The organism is Paraburkholderia sp. BL17N1, from assembly GCF_003634175.1.
Classification (GTDB): domain Bacteria; phylum Pseudomonadota; class Gammaproteobacteria; order Burkholderiales; family Burkholderiaceae; genus Paraburkholderia.
In genome coordinates this window covers 1,371,413-1,390,043 of the sequence record NZ_RBIW01000001.1, presented here as the reverse complement: position 1 = coordinate 1,390,043, position 18,631 = coordinate 1,371,413, and the positions used below count along the sequence as shown (strand labels likewise).

16 protein-coding genes are annotated in these 18,631 nt (G+C 62.3%); 8 read left to right on the top strand and 8 right to left on the bottom strand.

Features of this window, described 5'->3' with window-relative positions; translation table 11 throughout:
• Positions 1 to 127 precede the first annotated feature (127 nt).
• Complete coding sequence (locus B0G82_RS06045) at positions 128 to 1,105, bottom strand: LysR family transcriptional regulator (RefSeq protein ID WP_121306946.1); 978 nt, start codon at positions 1,103 to 1,105, stop codon at positions 128 to 130.
• 188 nt (positions 1,106 to 1,293) lie between these two features.
• Here B0G82_RS06045 and B0G82_RS06040 point away from each other — a divergent pair, with 188 nt between their 5' ends.
• The 5 genes from B0G82_RS06040 (at position 1,294) to B0G82_RS06020 (ending at position 8,356) form a co-directional block, all read left to right on the top strand.
• Positions 1,294 to 2,742, top strand: a complete 1,449-nt coding sequence (locus tag B0G82_RS06040; RefSeq protein ID WP_121306945.1) for an aldehyde dehydrogenase family protein — start codon at positions 1,294 to 1,296, stop codon at positions 2,740 to 2,742.
• Positions 2,743 to 2,869: 127 nt separating this feature from the next.
• Positions 2,870 to 3,874 carry an arabinose ABC transporter substrate-binding protein gene (locus B0G82_RS06035; RefSeq protein ID WP_116118602.1) on the top strand — a complete coding sequence of 335 codons (1,005 nt, stop codon included), beginning with the start codon at positions 2,870 to 2,872 and terminating at the stop codon, positions 3,872 to 3,874.
• A gap of 85 nt (positions 3,875 to 3,959) precedes the next feature.
• Complete coding sequence (gene araG, locus B0G82_RS06030) at positions 3,960 to 5,507, top strand: L-arabinose ABC transporter ATP-binding protein AraG (protein ID WP_121306944.1); 1,548 nt, start codon at positions 3,960 to 3,962, stop codon at positions 5,505 to 5,507.
• A gap of 71 nt (positions 5,508 to 5,578) precedes the next feature.
• Entirely contained in the window at positions 5,579 to 6,583 is a 1,005-nt protein-coding gene (gene araH, locus B0G82_RS06025) for an L-arabinose ABC transporter permease AraH (protein ID WP_106284922.1), read from the top strand.
• A 39-nt stretch (positions 6,584 to 6,622) separates the two neighbouring features.
• Positions 6,623 to 8,356 (top strand): IlvD/Edd family dehydratase, encoded by a 1,734-nt coding sequence (locus B0G82_RS06020; RefSeq protein WP_116118604.1) that lies wholly within the window; start codon positions 6,623 to 6,625, stop codon positions 8,354 to 8,356.
• 255 nt (positions 8,357 to 8,611) lie between these two features.
• On the opposite strand, the gene B0G82_RS06015 is transcribed toward B0G82_RS06020, so the two are convergent.
• Both B0G82_RS06015 and speG read right to left on the bottom strand, forming a co-directional pair.
• On the bottom strand, positions 8,612 to 8,950 hold the full coding sequence (locus tag B0G82_RS06015) for a hypothetical protein (RefSeq protein ID WP_121306943.1): 339 nt from the start codon (positions 8,948 to 8,950) through the stop codon (positions 8,612 to 8,614).
• A 442-nt stretch (positions 8,951 to 9,392) separates the two neighbouring features.
• On the bottom strand, positions 9,393 to 9,935 hold the full coding sequence (gene speG / locus B0G82_RS06010; RefSeq protein WP_121306942.1) for a spermidine N1-acetyltransferase: 543 nt from the start codon (positions 9,933 to 9,935) through the stop codon (positions 9,393 to 9,395).
• A gap of 156 nt (positions 9,936 to 10,091) precedes the next feature.
• On the opposite strand from speG, the gene B0G82_RS06005 reads away from it, so the two are divergent.
• Positions 10,092 to 10,367, top strand: coding sequence for a hypothetical protein (locus B0G82_RS06005; RefSeq protein WP_241974496.1), 276 nt, complete (start codon positions 10,092 to 10,094; stop codon positions 10,365 to 10,367).
• Between the two features lie 72 nt (positions 10,368 to 10,439).
• On the opposite strand, the gene B0G82_RS06000 is transcribed toward B0G82_RS06005, so the two are convergent.
• Together B0G82_RS06000 and B0G82_RS05995 are read right to left on the bottom strand one after the other, a co-directional pair.
• The gene (locus tag B0G82_RS06000) at positions 10,440 to 10,865 is read right to left on the bottom strand and encodes an HIT family protein (protein ID WP_116148713.1); all 426 of its coding nucleotides are present in this window, start codon (positions 10,863 to 10,865) and stop codon (positions 10,440 to 10,442) included.
• A 68-nt stretch (positions 10,866 to 10,933) separates the two neighbouring features.
• Positions 10,934 to 11,875 (bottom strand): GlxA family transcriptional regulator, encoded by a 942-nt coding sequence (locus B0G82_RS05995; RefSeq protein ID WP_121306941.1) that lies wholly within the window; start codon positions 11,873 to 11,875, stop codon positions 10,934 to 10,936.
• Between the two features lie 180 nt (positions 11,876 to 12,055).
• Between B0G82_RS05995 and B0G82_RS05990 the strand changes: the two genes are divergently transcribed.
• Positions 12,056 to 12,880, top strand: a complete 825-nt coding sequence (locus B0G82_RS05990; RefSeq protein WP_121306940.1) for an SDR family oxidoreductase — start codon at positions 12,056 to 12,058, stop codon at positions 12,878 to 12,880.
• A gap of 23 nt (positions 12,881 to 12,903) precedes the next feature.
• On the opposite strand, the gene B0G82_RS05985 is transcribed toward B0G82_RS05990, so the two are convergent.
• Positions 12,904 to 13,431, bottom strand: a complete 528-nt coding sequence (locus B0G82_RS05985) for an Lrp/AsnC family transcriptional regulator (protein WP_012434873.1) — start codon at positions 13,429 to 13,431, stop codon at positions 12,904 to 12,906.
• A gap of 152 nt (positions 13,432 to 13,583) precedes the next feature.
• On the opposite strand from B0G82_RS05985, the gene mdeB reads away from it, so the two are divergent.
• Positions 13,584 to 16,331 carry an alpha-ketoglutarate dehydrogenase gene (gene mdeB / locus B0G82_RS05980; protein WP_121306939.1) on the top strand — a complete coding sequence of 916 codons (2,748 nt, stop codon included), beginning with the start codon at positions 13,584 to 13,586 and terminating at the stop codon, positions 16,329 to 16,331.
• Positions 16,332 to 16,453: 122 nt separating this feature from the next.
• Here the strand turns inward: mdeB and B0G82_RS05975 are convergent, their stop codons facing one another.
• Both B0G82_RS05975 and B0G82_RS05970 read right to left on the bottom strand, forming a co-directional pair.
• Positions 16,454 to 17,542, bottom strand: a complete 1,089-nt coding sequence (locus B0G82_RS05975) for a diguanylate cyclase (protein WP_116143485.1) — start codon at positions 17,540 to 17,542, stop codon at positions 16,454 to 16,456.
• Between the two features lie 60 nt (positions 17,543 to 17,602).
• Complete coding sequence (locus B0G82_RS05970) at positions 17,603 to 18,619, bottom strand: chemotaxis response regulator protein-glutamate methylesterase (protein ID WP_121306938.1); 1,017 nt, start codon at positions 18,617 to 18,619, stop codon at positions 17,603 to 17,605.
• Positions 18,620 to 18,631 lie beyond the last annotated feature (12 nt).

Sequence of the window (18,631 nt, the reverse complement as noted above, 5' to 3'; positions counted from 1 at the left end):
GGCGCTCGCTCCGCCGGAGCGAACTGAAAAAGAATCGTCGACGGCGCGTTGCCGTTTTCCGTGTTTGTTGTACATCTTCTGTCCCTCCCGCGCCGCCAGCCGGCTGTCATGACAACGGGAGAAGCATTTATCGCGCCACTATTGGCTCGAAAGCGGTGCCGTACACCTCGCTGGCGGCTTCCCGCAAGGCTTCCAGAACAACCGAGGCCGCCGGTGAAAGCAGGTGCGATTGGCGCGTGATGATACCGAATGTATCCATCCTGCACGGTAAATCGATCGGTATCCGCTTCAGAACGCCATACTGTTGGTACTGACGCGCCACTTCGTCGGGTAAAACAGCCAACATGTCGCTTTGGAGCAGCAGGCTCGAAATCGCCAGAAAATTGTTGGTATTGACCACGTTTTGCGGCGGATTCAGCCCGATTTGCGAAAACATCAGATCAAACCGATGACGCAAAACGCTGCCCGGAGGATGTAAAACCCAGCTGGCATTGACGATTCCGCGCAGTGTCAAACCTGTCTCATTTTCGAGATGATGGCCGGGACGCGCCACCACGCAAAGCGGCTCGTCGGCGAGCGGTTCGTAGCGAACTTCAGTCTTGAACTGATTCTGCCGCTCCAGTACGCGGCCGATCATGATGTCCAGTTCGCCTTCCGCCAGTCGCGGCAGCATCACATCCGAAGTTTCGACCTCTGCCCAGATTTGCAGTTGCGGATAGCGTTCTTTCACACTGGCGATCGCGCGCGGCACCATGGTTGCCGCGGCCGCCGCGATCACGCCGATCCGCACTTGCCCCGCCAGCCCCGCGCGCAACGCCGAAATTTCGTCGTGCGCATGACTCAGGTTCGACAACACCATGCGCGCATGACGGATCATCACCTCGCCGTACAACGTGGCATGCATGCCGTGCGGCGTGCGGTCGAACAGGCTCACCTCCAGCATGTCCTCGAGTTCTTTGAGCAGCCGCGACGCCGCGGGCTGGGTCATGCCGAGCACGTCGGCGGCGCGCCGGACATTGCCTTCCTCTTCCATTGCCGCGAGCAATAGCAGTTGCCGCGTTTTGAGCCGCGCCCGCACGAACCAGTTCGAGTAGCTACGCGTCATGGTCTGTCTCCAGCCTGTTTCCGATTAGGCGGCTCAAACCACGAACCGCGAGCTCTGCCAAGGCGAGGCTCCATCATGCCATACCGGAATTGATATCGGGATAGCCTAAAAAGGGATTGGAAAGTTATTGGGACGGCTCATACCATTCGTGGACTTTCTGAGCTTCCTATGTGGCGCCTTCCCCGTCGATGAACCGCGATCCGCTCGTTCCACTCGTTGCAAGCCCGTTTCGCCACTACATCAATGGCGGATGGGAGACGGGCGCGACCACGGGCGTCTCGCTCAATCCGTCGGACCTGGATGATCCGGTCGGCGAATATGTGCGAGCCGACGTGCGACAAACCGATATGGCCATCGAGGCCGCGCACGCAGCCTTCGGCGAGTGGTCGCTTGGTTCGGCGCAGCGTCGCGCGGATGCGCTCGACGCCATCGGCAGCGAGATGCTCGCGCGCCGCGACGAACTGGGCCGGCTGCTGGCGCGCGAAGTCGGCAAGACGCTACCCGACGCTTTGGTCGAGGCGACGCGTGCCGGGCAGACCTTCAAACTGTGCGCGGCGGAAGCCTTGCGTGTCTTCGCCGAGCCCGTCGCGTCGGCGCGTGCCGGCGTCGAGATCGACGTAACGCGCGAACCGCTCGGCGTGGTCGGCATCATCGCGCCATGGAGCGCGCCGCTGGCGACTGCCGCCGCGAAGATCGGCGCCGCGCTCGCTCATGGCAATTGCGTCGTCTTCAAACCGGCCGAATCCACACCGGCTTGCGCGGCGGCGCTGGCCTCGATCATCGGCCGCGCCGGTTTGCCCGCGGGCGTGTTCAACCTCGTGATGGGCAGCGGCCGCCAGGTCGGCGCGCGGATTGCCGCGCATCCGCTGACGGCGGCCGTTAGCTTCACCGGTTCGGCGGAAACCGGCACACGCGTGCTGCAGGCCGCCGTCGCCCGGCAGGCGCGCGTGCAACTTGAGATGGGCGGCAAGAATCCCTTCGTCGTATTGGCCGACGCCGATCTCGAAGCCGCCGTCGAAGCCGCCTTGAGCGGCGCCTATGGCTCGGCGGGTCAACGCAGCACAGCGGCGGCGCGGCTGATTGTCGAAGGTGCGGTGTTTGAACCGTTCGTGGACGCATTGCAGGCGAAGCTCGCGAGACTCTCGATCGATCATGCCTTGAAGCACGGCACGGACATGGGTCCCGTGGCCAACGCCGCGCAGTTGGAGCGCAATCTCGACTATGTGCGCATCGGCCAGCAGGAAGGCGCGCAATTGCTGCACGGTGGTCGCCAACTGGAGCGCGCGACACGCGGCTATTTCTTCGAACCGGCGCTGTTCGTCGGCGAACCGGAACATCGTGTCGCGCGGGAGGAAATCTTTGGCCCCGTCGCCGTCGTACTGCGCGCGGACGACTACGATCACGCGCTGCATCTCGCGAACGACACCGCTTACGGTCTGTGCGCCGGCATTTGCACGCGCTCGCTCAATCGCGCGCGGCATTTCCGCCGTCATGTGCATAGCGGCCTCGTCACGATCAATCTGCCGACCACGGCCGTCGAGCGTCACGCGCCCGGCGGCGGCCGCAAAGCGTCCGCTTATGGCGCAACGGACGCGGCCTTCTGGAGCGCCGTGAAAACGGCGTACGTGGCGGGCTGATGGTCATGCGATCGCGTCACGTCACCATGCATTCCAACGTCCATCCGCGTCCCCGCTGACGCCGCCGTGCATCAACCGCTGCAATCAAATAAATCAACGCAGCTTTTTTCAACTTCAGGAGACAGATATGACCAGCAAGCTTCGCCGTTTGACGCTAACGGCAATGGCGGCCGCCGCCCTCGCCGCGCCTTTTGCCATGCAACTTTCCGCGCACGCGGACGCGCCGCTCAAAGTCGGCTTCCTCGTGAAGATGCCGGAACAGGCCTGGTTCATCAACGAACAGAAAGCCGCTAGCGCGCTCGGCCAGAAGGACGGCTTCTCGGTGGTGAACATCGGCACGCCGGACGGTGAAAAAGTGCTGGCCGCAATCGACAATCTCGGCGCACAAGGCGCCAAAGGCTTCGTGATCTGCGCGCCCGACGTGCGTCTCGGACCGGCAATCCAGGCGCGCGCCAAGCGCTACAACATGAAGTTCGTCACCGTCGACGATCAACTGGTCGACTCGACCGGCAAGCCGCTGGCGAACGTGCCGCATCTGGGCATGTCCGCGTTCAAGATCGGCAATCAGGTCGGCACGGCCATCGCCGAAGAAATGAAACGCCGCGGCTGGAAGCCGGAAGAAGTCGGCGCGCTGCGCATCACGAACTACGAATTGCCGACCGCGAAACTGCGCACCGACGGCGCGACACAATCGCTCATCGCCGGCGGCTTCAAGAAGGAAAACATCTTCGACGCCCCGCAAAAGACGACCGATGACGAAGGCGGCTTCAACGCGTCGTCGCCGGTGCTCGCGCAGCATCCGAACATCAAGAAGTGGGTGATCTTCGCGCTCAACGAGGAAAGCGTGCTGGGCGGCGTACGCGCGACCGAGCAGTTGCATATTCCGGCTGCGGACGTGATCGGCGTCGGCATCAACGGTGCGGGCGAAGCGTTCGCCGAATTCCAGAAGAAGGAACCGACGGGCTTTTACGGCACGATCGCCGTGAGCTCGACGATGCACGGCAAGGAAAGCACGGAGAACCTCGTCGAGTGGATCAAGGACGGTAAGCAGCCGCCCGCCGATACGCAGACCACCGGCAAGCTGATGGTGCGCAGCAACTGGCAGGACGTGCGCAAAGAACTCGGTATTTAAGCGGGATTCGAGTTTGCACGCTGCGGGCCATCTCGCTCACGCGAGAGCGGCCCGCATAGGTTGTTCACCAGCTTGAGGTTTTTTGATGACGTCCCCACACATCGATCCCCACATCGCCGAAGCGGCGCCCTCGCCCGCGCGCGCGTCCACGGAGCCGTATCTGCGGCTCGACGGGATCACCGTGCGCTTTCCCGGCGTGCTCGCGCTCGACCAGGTGTCGCTCGACGTGCGGCGCGGCGAAGTGCACGGCTTGATGGGCGAGAACGGCGCTGGCAAATCGACGCTGCTCAAGGTGTTGTCCGGCGTGAATCAGCCGGCGGCGGGCACCTTGTCGCTCGATGGCGTCGAACAGCAATTCATCACGACCAAGGCCGCGATTGCCGCGGGCGTGGCAATCATCTATCAGGAACTGCATCTCGTGCCGGAACTGACGGTTGCGGAAAACCTGATGCTCGGCGCCCTGCCTAATCGTTTCGGCGTACTGGACGAAAAAGCGCTGGTGGCGCGCGCCGTGCGCGAGCTTGAACGGCTCGGCGAAAAGATCGATCCGTCGCAGCAAGTAAAGAATCTCTCGATCGGCCAGCGGCAGATGATCGAAATCGGCAAGGCGCTGATGCGCGACGCGCGCGTGATCGCGTTCGACGAACCGACCAGTTCGCTGTCCTCGCGTGAGACGACGCAACTGTTCCGGATCATTCGTGCGTTGAAGGCCGAAGGCCGCGCGATCATCTACGTCACGCATCGGATGGATGAAGTCTACGAGCTGTGCGATCGCGTGACGGTGTTTCGCGATGGCCGCCGCATCGATACGTTCGAAGCGGGCGAAGGACTCGACCGTGATCGCCTGATCAGCTGCATGGTGGGCCGTTCGATCGCCGACGTGTATGGCTATCGCTCGCGCGACCTTGGCGACGTGCAACTCGACGTCAAGGAACTGATGGGACGCGGCCTGCGTGAACCGGCATCTTTCACGGCACGCAAAGGCGAAATCGTCGGCTTCTTCGGACTCGTGGGCGCGGGGCGGTCAGAGTTGATGAAGCTCATCTACGGCGCGGTCAAGCCTGCAGCCGGCGAGATCACGCTCAAAGGCAAGCGCGTGCGTTTTGCCACGCCGCGCGACGCCGTGCGCGCGGGCGTCGCGCTCTGTCCGGAAGATCGCAAGCAGGAAGGCATCGTTTCGATCGCGTCGGTATCGGACAACCTCAACATCAGCTGCCGACGCCATTTCAGCCGCTTCAACGTGCTCAACGGGCGCAAGGAAGCGCAGACCGCCAAAGAGTTCATCGGCAAGCTTGCGATCAAGACGCGCAATGGCGACACGCCGATCGGCACGCTCTCCGGCGGCAATCAGCAGAAGGTGATTCTGTCGCGCTGGCTCGCCGAAGACATCGATGTGTTCCTGATGGACGAACCCACGCGCGGCATCGACGTCGGCGCGCGCAGCGAGATTTATGGCCTGCTGTATGGGCTCGCCGAAGCGGGCCGCACGGTGATCGTCGTGTCGAGCGATCTCGCCGAAGTGATCGGCGTGGCGGATCGCGTGATCGTGATGAAGGAAGGCTGCATTGTTGGCGATCTGCCCAAGGCGCAGGCCACGCCGGATGCGTTGATCAAGCTCGCCCTGCCCCGCTGACCTCAGCCGCATACGCACGAGAACACGAAGCCAATTGAATCGAATCGCGTCATAGAAACGGAATAAACACCATGCAGACACCCTCAACCGATTCCTCGACCCCAGCCGTCGCCTCAGCGGGCCTGAGCGCGCGCGCCGCGCGCACCTGGGACCTGATCAACAAGTCCGGCATCGTGATGGTGTTCGTGATTCTGTTCGCGGCTTTGTCGTTTACCGTGCCGGATTTTCTAAGCTCGCGAAACATTCAGGGCTTGCTGCTCTCCGTCACGCTGATCGGCTCGATCTCCGTGACGATGATGTTCGTGCTTGCGCTCGGCGAAGTCGATTTGTCGGTGGCGTCGATCGTCGCGTTCGCGGGTGTGGTGGCGTCCACCTTGATCACCGCGACGCATAGCGTGATGCTCGGCGTCGCGGCCGGCGTGCTCGCGGGCGGCGCGGTCGGGCTCGTCAACGGCGTGCTGGTCGCGCGCTACAAGATCAACTCGCTGATCGTCACGCTGGCCATGATGGAGGTCGTGCGCGGCCTCGCCTACATCACCTCGAATGGCGACGCCGTGATGATTTCCGAAGAGCGTTTCTTCGACCTCGGCGGCGGCGCGTTCCTCGGCATTTCGTATCCGATCTGGAGCAATATTGTCGGCTTCGTGCTGTTCGGCTTTTTGCTGAAGAAAACCGTGTTCGGCAAGAACGTGCTGGCCGTCGGCGGCAATAGCGAGGCAGCGTTGCTGGCGGGCTTGCCGGTGACACGGATCAAGATCACAGTGTTCGTATTGCAGGGCCTCGTCACCGGGTTTGCAGGCGTGATGCTTGCGTCGCGTATGAGTCTGGGAGATCCGAAGACCTCGGTCGGTCTCGAACTCGGAGTAATTTCCGCGTGCGTGCTCGGCGGCGTGTCGCTCACGGGCGGCGTCGCGACGATTTCCGGTGTGCTGGTCGGCGTGCTGATTATGGGCTCGGTGCAGGACGCCATGAGCCTGCTCAACGTGCCGACCTTTTACCAATACCTGATTCGCGGCGGGATCCTGCTGCTCGCGGTGCTGTTCGATCAGTTCCGTCGCAGCAAGCGCGTGCACTGACGCGCGCCCCGCCCCCCACGTTTGCCAACAGGAGATTTCATGGCTGATTCGAACCAGACTAAAAAGCCGCTACGCAGCCAGGCGTGGTTCGGCCTCAAAGACCGCGACGGTTTTCTACATCGCTCGTGGATGAAAAACCAGGGCATCCCGCACGACGAATTCGACGGGCGCCCGGTGATCGGCATTTGCAATACGTGGTCGGAGCTGACGCCGTGCAACGCGCATTTTCGCGAACTCGCGGAGTACGTGAAAAAAGGCGTGCACGAAGCGGGCGGCTTGCCGCTCGAGTTTCCGGTGATGTCGCTTGGCGAGACCAATTTGCGGCCTACCGCGATGCTGTTTCGCAACCTCGCCTCCATGGACGTCGAGGAGTCGATTCGCGGCAATCCCATGGACGGCGTGATTCTGCTGGTCGGCTGCGACAAGACCACGCCCGCGCTGCTAATGGGCGCGGCGTCGTGCAATCTGCCCGCGCTGGCCGTCTCCGGCGGCCCGATGCTCAATGGCCGGTTTCGCGGCAAGAACATCGGCTCCGGCACGGGCGTCTGGCAGATGTCCGAGGAAGTGCGCGCCGGCACGATGACGCAGGAAGAATTCACCGAAGCCGAGTCGTGCATGAACCGCTCGCGTGGCCACTGCATGACCATGGGCACGGCCTCGACCATGGCCTCGATGGTCGAATCGCTCGGCATGGGTTTGCCGCACAACGCGGCGATTCCCGCGGTCGATGCGCGCCGCCAGGTGCTCGCGCATCTCGCGGGCCGGCGCATCGTCGACATGGTTCGCGAGGATCTGACGATGGACAAGATCCTCACGCGCCAGGCCTTCGAAAACGCGATCCGCACGAATGCGGCGATCGGCGGCTCGACCAATGCGGTCGTCCATCTGATCGCGCTCGCCAAGCGCATTGGCGTGGAGTTGTCGCTTGAAGACTGGGAGCTGGGTTCGAATGTGCCGTGTCTCGTGAACCTGCAACCGTCCGGCGAATATCTGATGGAGGACTTTTACTACGCGGGCGGTTTGCCGGCGGTGTTGAAGCAACTGGGCGAACAAGGCCTGCTGCATCGCGATGCGCTGACCGTGAACGGCAAGACCATCTGGGACAACGTGCGCAACGCGCCGAATCACGACGAGAAAGTCATCACGATGTTCGCCGAACCGTTCAAGCCGAAGGCCGGCATCGCGGTGCTCAAGGGCAACCTTGCGCCGAATGGCGCTGTGATCAAGCCGTCGGCGGCCACCGCGGCGTTGCTCAAGCATCGCGGGCGCGCAGTGGTGTTCGAGAACATCGAGGAATTGCACGCGAAAATCGATGACGAGTCGCTCGACATCGACGAGCATTGCATCATGGTTCTAAAAGGCGCGGGCCCGAAGGGTTACCCGGGCTTTGCGGAAGTCGGCAATATGCCGCTGCCGAAAAAGGTGCTGCAAAAGGGCATCACCGACATGGTCCGCATCTCGGACGGCCGCATGAGCGGTACGGCATACGGCTCGGTGGTGCTGCATGTGTCGCCGGAAGCGGCGGCGGGCGGCCCGCTCGCATTCGTGCAGACCGGCGACATGATCGAACTTGACGTCGAAGCACGCCGCTTGCATCTCGACGTCACCGACGAAGAGCTCGCACGCCGCCGCGCCGCATGGAAGGCGCCCGAGGCGCCCAAACGCGGCTACTACAAGCTCTACGTCGAACACGTGCTGCAAGCGGATCAGGGCGCGGATCTCGACTTCCTGGTCGGATCGAGCGGCGCGCCGGTGCCACGCGACTCACATTGACCGGCGCGTTATGAGCTGACGGTTGTTCCCTGCGCTTTGCGAGAAGGCGTACTGCCGATGCGGATTCAGACGATCCGCATCGGCTTTTTTCTGTCCGTTCAGCCGGGCTAAAGCGTGCAAATAAAATCGGCCGGGCATTAATGCCCGGCCGATTTTTAACTCACAGCTTCACCACCTCCGGCTTATCGAGTCAGAGGACGGAGGCGCGCGCGCAAAGTCACATTCCGGCATTTCGCCGGAATGTACACGTTCAGCCTATTGCTTGATGAATCGATCGTTTGCCCAGAGGCCTTGCGTATCGCTATTACTCGAATTCACGAATTCGATGTCGTGGCCAACTACGCGGACGACGCGGAAACTCGAGTTTTCCGGTGTCGAAACACACTGGTATCCGGAGAAAAATTCCTGCATCTTTTGCTGTTCACCAGCTTGCGCATGCTGGTCGGCGGCGTCGAGTTTATCCTTCGACAGGCAGCCATACGCGTTGGCCTTGAACTGGATAGTCTGCTGCGGCTTGATCATGACGTCTTGCGCCTGAACAGTAGCGGCGGCCAATCCCGCAATGGCGAAAACAACGGCGATTCGCATTTTCATATTTTCCTCCGGTGCGGGTGGATACTCAGGTTAGCTATGTATTTAACTTTAACTTTGAACCCGCATATTGCACTTTAGAAGAATGCGAGAGAACGACAAGCACATCTTGTGTGCGGTCGCAACAGCGGCGAATTGTCGCACCGTATCTTGTGCCTGCCTGATCGTTAAGCACTGACCTAAATAGCGTTGGATACGATGGATAACTAAACACCTAGCAGGGCACGCCGCTTTCACCAGTAACGCTTTGCGGCACGTATTCGCGTAAACGAGCAGCCGCATTTAAATGTTTTGCGAAAGTTAGTCACAATGCTTGGTGCAATGCACACAAAGTCATTCAACCGACTAAACAGAAATTACTAAATAACGGTGTATTTGCAGAAGATAAACGGTGCCAGGCGAGAAAGCGGGCGCGCGGCGCCTTGTCATCCGGCAGCGTCGCGCGTTAATCGACGCGCCGATTGGCCTCGAAAAACTCGGACTGGAACATGCACATACGCAACGCATTGTGATAGCTGCCATTGCCGAAAAATTCCTCGATCAGTTCGGCCTCGCGCCTGAAGCCGCACTTTTCGTAAACGTGGATCGCAGCGGTATTCGACTTGTCGACGATTAAGTAGACCTTGCGCAGATTCAGCACGGAAAATGCATAGTCCGTGGCGAGCTGGGTGGCAAGCGTGGCGTAGCCGCGGCCCTGCGCATGCGGCGCGATGATGATCTGAAACTCGCCGCGTCGATGAATGTAGTCCAGCTCGATCAACTCGACCACGCCGACGGTCTGCCCCTCGTTGTCGATCGCCACAAAGCGCCGTTCGCGCAAGTCGTGCACGTGCTGGTCGTAAAGTTGGGTCAGTTCGGAAAAGGTTTCGTACGGCTCCTCGAACCAGTAACGCATGATTTTCGCGTTGTTGTTCACTTCGTGGACGAAGCGCAGATCGGTGCGCTCGAGCGGGCGCAAGGTGAGTTCGCTGCTGCGTTCAGTCGTCATTGGATTCCCCTTGAGAATTGTTGGTTTGCTTTCCGGTTAGTCAGGACGAGGGGGCAGGGAGTTCTTGCACGCGCTCGCACGCCGTCGACACTTTTTCGGTAAGTCAGGCGTCAAGTGGATCCGGCGAGACCACGGCGTCGCGGTGTCGCAGGTCCGGTGTTCGGTTTGATCGCCACGATATTGAGGCGCGGGACGATACGGGTACGCGCGGTGCTCTACAATGAAATCATGCTCCTGCGATCGGAGGCCACCGTGATCGAGCACTTGATATTGGGCGTTTTTCTGGTCATTCCGCTACTCATCGTCGCTTTTCTTTTCTCCGACGAGCTGTGGCAAGAACACCGCCATCTGCACGAGATGCGACCCATGCATGTGAGGCCGCGCCGCATCGACTGGCGGCATCCGCTGCGCCGCTCGCGGGATCGTCTGTAACGGCGGTTTCAGCCGCTTTTACCCATGTCACGGCGCATAAGCTAACCGCCCGCACGACGTGGCGAATCGCCCTCAGTCCGCACGCCAATGCGAGCGGATGCGCTTGGCCAGCGCTTCGAGCGTGTCCACGTCGGCGATGTCGCGCGCGTGCATTCGCAGCGGCTGACCTTCCCAGCGCGGAATCACATGAAAGTGGACATGCGGCACCGTCTGCCCCGCAGCGGCGCCATTGAATTGTCCGATGAACACGCCGTCCGGCCGCAACGCCGCGCGAACCGCGATCGCGAGCTTCTGTGTCATGCGCATGCAGGCCACCGTCGAGGCATCCGACAACTCGAAAATCTCCGCGGCGGCTTCCTTCGGCACCACCAGCAGATGGCCGTCGGCTTGCGGCATCAAGTCCATGAAGGCGAGGGCGGCATCGGTTTCGGCCACCTTGATGCAGGGTAGTTCGCCGCGCAGAATCCTTGCGAAGGGATTGCTGTCGTCGTAGTTCATCGCGTTCCTCTCATCGTGGAAGGTCATATCGGTCAAAGCGCCGTTGCCGGTATTGTCCCGCGCCTGTGTTACAGCACGCCCACACGCGCCGCGCGTTTGATCGCCTGCGGCGGTTGGCCAAAGGCGCGCAGAAAGGCGCGCCGCATCCGTTCGGTATCGACGAAACCCGTTTCCGCCGCTACCGCCTCCATGGAATGGCGGCCCGCTTCCAGCATGGCGCGCGCGGCTTCGACGCGCAATGCCTCGATGGCTTTGGCCGGCGATTGACGCGTTTCGTCGCGAAACGCGCGGCTGAACTGGCGTGGGCTGAGATGCGCGACATCGGCGAGTTGCTCGACCGTCAATGGCTCGCGCAGATGGCTTTTGGCGTACGAGAGCGCGTTCTGAATGCGGTCGGATTTCGGCTCCAGGTCCAGCATGGCCGAAAACTGCGACTGGCCGCCGGTACGGCGATGGTACACAACGAGCTTTTTGGCGATCGCGCGTGACACTTCCGCGCCGAGATCGTTTTCAACGAGCGCCAGACATAGATCAATGCACGCGGTCATGCCGGCCGACGTCCATACCGAACCGTCGACGATAAAGATGCGGTCTTCATCCACGCGCGTCTGCGGAAAGCGCTGTTGCAGATCGCGGGCGTGAAACCAGTGGGTGGTCGCGTGGCGGCCGTCGAGAATCCCGGCCTCGGCCAGCACGAACGCGCCCGTGCAAATGCTCGTGGTGCGCCGCGCCGCGCCCAGCACCTCGTGCAGAAACGCCAGCAATCCCGGCGACGACGGCGCGATCTGCATCGCGCCGGTAACCACTACGGTGTCATATGCCGGGTCGCCGAACGGCCGGGTGGCGATCTCGACGCCCGCCGAGCTGCGCACCATGCCGCCATGCTCGGAAATGATCTCTACCTCGTATTCAGGCTGGCCGGCCTCCAGGTTGGCCAGTTCGAAGATCGAGACGGCCACCATATCGAGGATCTGGAAGCCGGGAAAAACCACCACGCCGACATGTCTCATCGCAATGTCCTAAAACGAGGTAAATACGACATTTGAGACACAAGGCTACGCGCCTAAACTTGCCTCGTCAACACCGCAATGCCGCACACAAGGGCGCGGCGGCGGAGTTTCCCAAGTTTCCCCATTCACTTATCGGACAGGGCAGAGGCGCGACGCGCCACGCCCGCAAGGAGAGATTCAATGGCAACGCAAACGGCAACGCAATCGGGCAAAGGAACGGCACTGGTGACGGGCGCATCGTCGGGTATCGGCGCTGTGTATGCGGATCGCCTCGCGCGGCGCGGCTACGACCTGATTCTGGTGGCGCGCGACGTGCAGCGGCTGAACGGTCTGGCCGAACGTCTGACATCGCAAACCGGCCGCCACGTCGAGACGATCGGCGCGGACTTGACCGTCAACGCCGACGTGCGCCGTATCGAAGAACGGCTGCGCACGGACCGTGGCATCACGATGCTGGTCAACAACGCGGGCGTCGGCGCGACCGCCTCGCTGATCGATTCCAACGTGGACGAGCTCGAAAAAATGATCGACCTGAACGTGACCGCGCTCACGCGCCTGACGGCGGCGGTCGTGCCGGGTCTGGTAGAGCGGGGCAACGGCATCGTGATCAATATTGCGTCGATCGTCGCGCTATCGCCGGAACTGTTGAATGGCACGTACAGCGGCACCAAGGCCTACGTACTCAACCTGACGCAGTCGCTGCATCATGAAGTGGGCGGCAAGGGCGTCCAATTGCAGGCGGTATTGCCGGGCGCCACCAGCACGGCGTTCTGGGACCGTGCGGGCCTCGCGGTCGAACATCTGCCGCAGCAGATCGTAATGACCGCCGAAGACATGGTGGACGCCGCGCTGGCCGGCCTCGACCAGGGCGAACTGGTGACGATTCCGTCGTTGCCGGACGTGGCGGATTGGGAGCGCTTCAACAGCGCACGCCAGCACCTGCAGCCGAATCTGTCGCATAAGGTGCCGGCCGCACGCTACACGCGCGGCGCTGCTTCCGCGTAAAGCCAGGCGGACTGTAAGCGCTTTCAGCGCCAGTCAGTCGACACGTCGTCGGGATCGATCAACGTCAATCCCGACGACGGCAACGGCAGCGCCGTCTTGTAACGCACCTGTTTGAGCGCAAAGCTCGAACGGATATTAGAGATGCCCGGAATCTTGGTCAGATGATCGACGATGAAGCGCTCCAGCGTTTGCATATCCGGCATGACCACGCGCAGCAGATAGTCGGCGTCGCCCGTCATCAGATAGCACTCCATCACCTCGGGGCGCTCCGAAATCGCCTGCTCGAAACGCTGCAGCGCGTCTTCCACCTGCTTTTCCAAACTCACCTGAATGAACACGTTGATGCGCAGCCCGAGCGGCTCCGGGTTCAGCAACGTGACCTGCTGCTTGAACAGACCGAGCTTTTCGAGCGCCCGCACGCGGTTGAAGCACGGCGTGGGCGACAGGTTCACCGAGCGCGCCAGATCCGCATTGGTGATGCGCGCGTTCTGCTGCAACTGGCTCAGGATGCCGATGTCGATGCGGTCCAGCCGTCTGGGTGGCGTGGTCATAGATGAAATATTCTGTCGTGGTGGGGAAATCCGGAATAAATAGCCTATCGCAGCGCGGGATCACAAGCAAATGAGACGCTCATTTTGTGAGCACATGGCTACCATTGACTCACTCGATCTTGAGCCGAACGCGTCAATGCGGGAGTGGTGCCATGACGGATTTGTCCAGCGGTAGCGAGCAGTTGCGGTTATCCAATCCACAACGCGTTGAAAGCGCGGAGCAGGCGGATGCGGATCCGCAAGAAACGGCCGAATGGCTGGAAGCGCTCGATGCGGTCGTCGCGCATGTCGGTCGCGACCGCGCGCAGTTCCTCTTCGACAAACTTGCGAGCCATGCGCTGTCGCTGGGTGTCGAATCGGCGCGCACCAACGTCACGCCGTACCAGAACACGATCCCGTTCGACCAGCAGCCGCGCTATCCGGGCAATCTCGAACTCGAAGAACGGCTCGCCGCCGCGCTGCGCTGGAATGCTTTGGCGATGGTGGTGCGCGCGAACCAGGCTTATGGCGAACTCGGCGGTCATATCGCCAGTTATGCGTCGGCGGCGGATCTGTTCGAGGTCGGCTTCAACCATTTCTTCCGTGCAGCGGCGCCGGGTGGCGAGGAGGGCACGGGCGACCTCGTGTATTTCCAGCCGCATTCGTCGCCGGGTGTGTATGCGCGGGCTTACCTCGAAGGGTTTTTAAGCGAGCAGCATTTGCAGCACTATCGCCGCGAGATCGGCGGGCCGGGTTTGTGCTCGTATCCGCATCCGTGGCTGATGCCGGACTTCTGGCAGTTCCCGACCGGCTCGATGGGCATCGGCCCGATCAATGCGATTTATCAAGCGCGTTTCATGCGCTATCTCGCCAATCGCAGCCTCGTGCAAACGGAAGGCCGCAAGGTGTGGGGCTTTTTCGGCGACGGCGAAATGGACGAGCCGGAATCGACCGGCGCGCTCTCGCTCGCCGCGCGCGAGGGGCTCGATAACCTCGTCTTCGTGATCAACTGCAATCTGCAGCGGCTCGACGGGCCGGTGCGCAGCAACGGCCGCATCATCGATGAACTGGAAGCGCACTTCATCGGCGCCGGCTGGAATGTGATCAAGGTGATCTGGGGCTCGGACTGGGACGCGCTGTTCTCGCGCGACCGCACTGGCGCCTTGCTGCGCGCGTTCGCGCATACCGTCGACGGCCAGTTCCAGACCTTCTCCGCCAACGACGGCGCGTACAACCGCGAACGCTTCTTCGGCCAGAATCCGGAACTTGCCGCGCTCGCGGCGCAATTGAGCGATGACGACATCGACCGCCTGCGCCGCGGTGGCCACGACGTGCGCAAACTGCACGCGGCCTACGCGAAGGCGCTCGAACACCGCGGCCAGCCGACGGTGATTCTCGCGAAGACGATGAAGGGCTTCGGCATGGGCACTTCGGGACAGGGCCGCATGGCCACGCATCAGCAAAAGAAGCTGGGCTTCGACGACCTCAAGGCGTTTCGCGATCGGTTCCGCCTGCCGCTCACGGACGAGGACGTCGAACAGGTGAAGTTTTACAAACCCGCGGAAGACAGCCCGGAAATGCAATACCTGCATGCACGCCGGGTGGCTCTCGGAGGCTATCTGCCCAGAAGGCGGAGAGTTGCATCGAAGGGGCTGACCGTCCCGCCGGTGTCCTCCTGGGGGCAATTTGCGCTGGACTCGAACGGCCGCGAGATGTCCACGACCATGGCGCTGGTCCGCATGCTGACCGCGCTGCTTAAGGATCAGCAAGTCGGCCCGCGCGTGGTGCCGATCGTCGCTGACGAAGCGCGCACTTTCGGCATGGCGAACATGTTCCGTCAGGTCGGCATCTATTCGCCGCTCGGGCAGTTGTACGAGCCGGAAGATCTCGGCTCAATGCTTTACTACCGCGAGGACACCAAAGGCCAGATCCTGGAAGAGGGCATTTCGGAAGCGGGCGCGGTGTCGTCATGGATCGCGGCGGCGACGTCATACAGCGTGCACGATCTGCCGATGCTGCCGTTCTACATCTACTACTCGATGTTCGGCTTCCAGCGCATCGGCGACCTGATCTGGGCCGCGGCGGATCAGCGTGCGCGCGGCTTCCTGATTGGGGCGACCTCGGGCAAGACGACGCTCGGCGGCGAGGGCCTGCAGCACCAGGACGGCACGAGCCATCTGGCGGCGTCGACGATTCCGAATTGCCGCGCTTACGATCCTGCGTTCGCATACGAGGTTGCAGCGATCGTCGACGAAGGCATGCGCGAGATGGTCGAGCAGCAGCGCGACGTGTTCTATTACGTCACGGTGATGAACGAAAACTACGCGCAGCCTGCAGTGCCTGGCGGCGACTTGCAGGCGCTGCGCGAAGGGATTCTCAGGGGTATCTATCCGCTGGTGGAGCATGCTGAGGAGCAGGAGAGCAAGCAGGCTCAGGTGCAATTGCTCGGCGCGGGCGCGATTCTCGGCGAAGTGATCGCGGCGCAGCAGATGTTGAAAGACGACTGGCAGATCGACGCCGCCGTGTGGAGCGTAACGAGCTTCACCGAATTGCAACGCGACGGCATGGCGGCGGAACGGCTCGCGCGTCTCGGCGAAGCGAGCGCGGCGCCGTATGTCACGCAAGCGCTCGATGCATCGCAAGGTCCGATCATCGCCGCGACCGACTACGTACGCGCCGTGCCGGAACTGATTCGCGCGTACGTGCCGCGTCGCTATGTGACGCTCGGCACGGATGGTTTCGGCCGCAGCGATACACGTCAGGCGTTGCGCGAGTTTTTCGAAGTGGACCGCAAGTCGATTGTGATCGCCGCGTTGAAGGCGCTGGTGGACGAGGGCGCAATCGATACAAGCGTGCTTGTCGAAGCACGCGGCAAGTACCTCGGCGATGCGCCGGTCGGCGCCGGGTCGTGGCAATGCTAAAGAAGCACACGCGTTAGAAACCGCCGGACGCACCACCAGTGCTACTGCTACTGCCGCAAATGAAACGCGCCCTGCAAACGGGCGCGTTTTCATTGCACGCTGGTAGAACCGCATGCAAACAATCAATCACTCACCGCAACCTGATTCTTCCCATCCCGCTTCGCACGATATAGGCCGACATCAGCCGCTTCGATCAGCTTTGTCACCGGCTCGGTGACCGTCGGCACCAGCGTCGCCGCGCCGATGCTGATCGTCACGACGCCGGTCGCGGAGCCCGCATGCGGGATCGCCAGCCCTTCGATTGCAATGCGGATCTTCTCCGCGAGCAGACGCAAGCCACCGGCCGACGTGCCCGGCACCACCACTGCGAACTCTTCGCCACCGAAGCGCGCCGAGAGATCCGCCGAGCGTCCGAGGCACGATTCGAGGGTATGCGCGACCGTCTTGAGCACTTCATCGCCGGCAACGTGCCCGTAGGTATCGTTGTAAGCCTTGAAGTTATCCACATCGATCATCAGAAAACCGAGGCCGGTTTTGTCGCGTGTGCTGCGACGCCATTCGGCGGCCAGATATTGATCGAGGTAACGGCGATTCGACAGGCCCGTCAGGCCGTCCGAATGCGTGAGCCGTTGCAATTCCAGATTCGTCGCGAGCAATTGCTGTTGCGATTGACGCAGCGCCTGGTAGGCCTCGTCGCGTTGAATCAGGTTCAGATACGAGCGCGAGTGATAGCGGATACGCGCGATCAGCTCGATGCGGTCCGGCAGCTTCACCAGATAATCGTTGGCGCCGGCAGCGAAGGCCGCGCTTTTCACGAGCGGCTCTTCCTTGGTCGACAACACGATGATCGGAATATCGCGCGTGGCCGGATTCTGCCGGTATTGGCGCACGAGGGTGAGCCCGTCGGTGCCGGGCATCACGAGGTCTTGAAGGATCACCGTCGCGCGCGTTTCCGCGGCGCTGCGCAGTGCTTCTTCGGGCGATGCGCAGTAATGAAAGTCGACGCTCGGTTCATCGGCCAGCGCCTGGCGGATCGCTTCGGCGATGATCGCCTGATCGTCGACCAGCAACACCATGATCGGGCACTCGGCTGCGGGCGGATTACCGAGGATGCGCGCGAGAGCGTCGTCGATCGCGAGATTGGGGGCGTCCACCGCGTCCGACGCGAAATCCTGCGCGGCGGCGTTCTGATGCGGTTTAGGAGTGTCCATGTTGTTCGGCCAGAATGAATGTGAGTGAATCGAAACGGCTCATGAATGGCGAGTGCGTGTTCAGCGCGCGTTGACGGCCGTCGCGAGCGCGCCGGCGATGCGCGGCAACGGCAGGATCGCGGTGGCGGCGTCGAGCGCCGCGGCCGCTTTCGGCATGCCGTAAACGGCGCTGGTCGCTTCGTCCTGCGCGATCGTGTGATAGCCCTTGGTGCGCATCGCCTTGAGTCCGATCGCGCCGTCGCGGCCCATGCCGGTCAGCAGCACGCCGACCGCGCGCGTTGGCCAGCGCGCCACCACGCTATGAAAGAACACATCCACGGAAGGCCGGTAAGGCGTCTCTTCCGGTATTCGCGTGTAGCCAAGCACGTCGGGCAGTTTGAGATGCAGATGGTCGTCGGTGGCGGCGAGCAGCGCGACGCCCGCTTGCGGGCGGTCGCCTTCGCGCGCGATCCGCACCGGCAGCGCCGATTGCTGGTTCAGCCAGTCCGCCATACCGGCGGCAAACGCCGCGTCGACGTGCTGCACGATGACGATAGCCGCCGCAAAATCCTTCGGCAGGCCGGCGAGCAGCGTGGCAAGCGCCGCCGGTCCGCCCGCCGATGCGCCGATCGCCACCAGCGGCGTGTCGCGATTCGTCGCGCAGGTAGGCATTGCCGCGGCCGCCGCGCCGGGCGCATTGCGTTCCTTGATGAGCGCCGCGATGCGATCGATCTTCGCGATCAGCGTGGCAATACTCTTGTGCGCGTCGGGACCGTTCAGTGACGGCGTATCAACGGCGTCGAGCGCGCCCGCGCCCATCGCTTCATAGACGCGCCACGCGTTCGCGCCCACATCGACGGTGACGATCAGGATCGCGCACGGCGCGCGCGCCATGATGCGCCGCGTCGCCTCGATGCCGTCGACGTTCGGCATCACCAGATCCATCAGCACGATGTCGGGCCGCTGCGCGGTGCAGAAATCGACCGCCTGCTGGCCGTCCTGCGCGATCCACAACACTTCATAGTCATGGCGCGCCGCGAGCGCGCGACGCAGCGCTTCGACGGCGAGCGGCGTGTCGTTGACGATTCCGATTTTCATCCGTTTCTCCCC

Bases quoted from the DNA above. Each gene is read 5' to 3' on its own strand.
- B0G82_RS06035 (WP_116118602.1), top strand. From the start codon at position 2,870: ATGACCAGCAAGCTTCGCCGTTTGACGCTAACGGCAATGGCGGCCGCC.
- B0G82_RS06015 (WP_121306943.1), bottom strand. From the start codon at position 8,950: ATGAAAATGCGAATCGCCGTTGTTTTCGCCATTGCGGGATTGGCCGCC.
- B0G82_RS05985 (WP_012434873.1), bottom strand. From the start codon at position 13,431: ATGACCACGCCACCCAGACGGCTGGACCGCATCGACATCGGCATCCTG.
- B0G82_RS05990 (WP_121306940.1), top strand. From the start codon at position 12,056: ATGGCAACGCAAACGGCAACGCAATCGGGCAAAGGAACGGCACTGGTG.
- araG (WP_121306944.1), top strand. From the start codon at position 3,960: ATGACGTCCCCACACATCGATCCCCACATCGCCGAAGCGGCGCCCTCG.
- speG (WP_121306942.1), bottom strand. From the start codon at position 9,935: ATGACGACTGAACGCAGCAGCGAACTCACCTTGCGCCCGCTCGAGCGC.
- B0G82_RS06020 (WP_116118604.1), top strand. From the start codon at position 6,623: ATGGCTGATTCGAACCAGACTAAAAAGCCGCTACGCAGCCAGGCGTGG.
- araH (WP_106284922.1), top strand. From the start codon at position 5,579: ATGCAGACACCCTCAACCGATTCCTCGACCCCAGCCGTCGCCTCAGCG.
- B0G82_RS06045 (WP_121306946.1), bottom strand. From the start codon at position 1,105: ATGACGCGTAGCTACTCGAACTGGTTCGTGCGGGCGCGGCTCAAAACG.
- B0G82_RS06040 (WP_121306945.1), top strand. From the start codon at position 1,294: ATGAACCGCGATCCGCTCGTTCCACTCGTTGCAAGCCCGTTTCGCCAC.
- B0G82_RS05995 (WP_121306941.1), bottom strand. From the start codon at position 11,875: ATGAGACATGTCGGCGTGGTGGTTTTTCCCGGCTTCCAGATCCTCGAT.
- mdeB (WP_121306939.1), top strand. From the start codon at position 13,584: ATGACGGATTTGTCCAGCGGTAGCGAGCAGTTGCGGTTATCCAATCCA.
- B0G82_RS05975 (WP_116143485.1), bottom strand. From the start codon at position 17,542: ATGGACACTCCTAAACCGCATCAGAACGCCGCCGCGCAGGATTTCGCG.
- B0G82_RS06000 (WP_116148713.1), bottom strand. From the start codon at position 10,865: ATGAACTACGACGACAGCAATCCCTTCGCAAGGATTCTGCGCGGCGAA.
- B0G82_RS05970 (WP_121306938.1), bottom strand. From the start codon at position 18,619: ATGAAAATCGGAATCGTCAACGACACGCCGCTCGCCGTCGAAGCGCTG.